Source organism: Levilactobacillus wangkuiensis (genome assembly GCF_016861605.1).
GTDB classification, from domain to species: Bacteria; Bacillota; Bacilli; order Lactobacillales; family Lactobacillaceae; genus Levilactobacillus; species Levilactobacillus wangkuiensis.
The window spans coordinates 1-1,199 of sequence record NZ_BOLM01000053.1; the positions used below are offsets into that span (position 1 = coordinate 1).

A 1,199-nucleotide genomic window follows, 5' to 3' on the forward strand; every position below is an offset into this window, starting at 1 on the left:
GCCCGATTTAAAATTGAAGTGCAACACCCCTTAAGACATTAAGGGTAAACAAATAGGCCATGGAGACCTATACTTTTAAGCGACCAAACCAAAAAGAAAGAGGTATCTCCATGACCCAGTCAAATCATACCACTACCATTACTTACCAACAACTCTCTGCCGAAGAGCGTGGCCAAATTGAAGCGTTCTTGAAGGACCACCAATCTGTTCGCCAAATTGCTCGTAATCTTCATCGAAATCCCAGTACTATCTCACGCGAAATCAAGCGTGGCACGGTTCGCCAGCTTAACTCCGACTATCTGCCATACTATCAATATTTTGCTGAAGCAGGACAGGCTGTCTATGAAAAAGACCGCCTTAAATGCCATTCTAAGGGTTTACTAAAGCGTTGCTGGCTCTTCTTCAAGCTGTTAGTCCAAGCACTCAAAACCAAGATTAGAGTCGATAGTGTCGATAGCTTCGTCCACCGATTCCATCAACTTTATCCGGACAAGCCGTGTCCATCGACCCCCACGGTTTATCGGTACATTGATTTAGGTTATCTCGACCTCTGTAACGCTGATTTACCAGTCAAGCTTCGTCGCCGAGTAAAGAGCACTCGTCGAACTCGCTCCCGAAAGAATAAGAAGATATTGGGTAGCTCAATCGATGAGCGACCAGCTATCGTCGACCAACGCATCTTGGTGGGTGACTGGGAAGGAGACCTAGTTAAGGGCAAGCGGGTTGCTAGCGAGCCCGCACTGATGACATTAACCGAGCGTGTCAGTCGTTTTGAAATCATCGTTAAGATTCCTGACTACCACGCTGACACTTGCCGCCAGGCACTTCAAGGGGTCATTACGGCCTATGGTCCTAAGAACTTCCAGTCAATCACATTTGACAATGGCAGTGAATTTGCCGAGCTAGATCAGGTCCAAGGAACCAAAGTTTACTTCGCTCATCCTTATACGCCCTCTGAACGAGGGTCTAATGAGAATCTCAACGGTCTCATCCGTGAGTACATTCCGAAGGGCATCTCTCTCAAGAACTTTGATCTACCAACGATCCAAGCCATTCAAAACGCACTTAACCATCGCTTACGTAAATCCCTGGGCTATGCTAGCGCCGCCCAGGTCTTCAAAACACAGGTCTTCAAGAACATGCATCCGGTTATGCTTACGCCTTACTGTCCTGTGTTGCACTTGATTTGACAATTGGGG

Annotated in this window: 1 protein-coding gene; it reads left to right on the plus strand. The window is 47.1% G+C overall.

The window, feature by feature from the left end; genetic code table 11:
• Positions 1 to 110: 110 nt before the first annotated feature.
• Positions 111 to 1,190 (plus strand): IS30 family transposase, encoded by a 1,080-nt coding sequence (locus JUF13_RS14380; RefSeq protein ID WP_056990137.1) that lies wholly within the window; start codon positions 111 to 113, stop codon positions 1,188 to 1,190.
• Positions 1,191 to 1,199: the final 9 nt, after the last annotated feature.

Bases quoted from the DNA above. Each gene is read 5' to 3' on its own strand.
- JUF13_RS14380 (WP_056990137.1), top strand. From the start codon at position 111: ATGACCCAGTCAAATCATACCACTACCATTACTTACCAACAACTCTCT.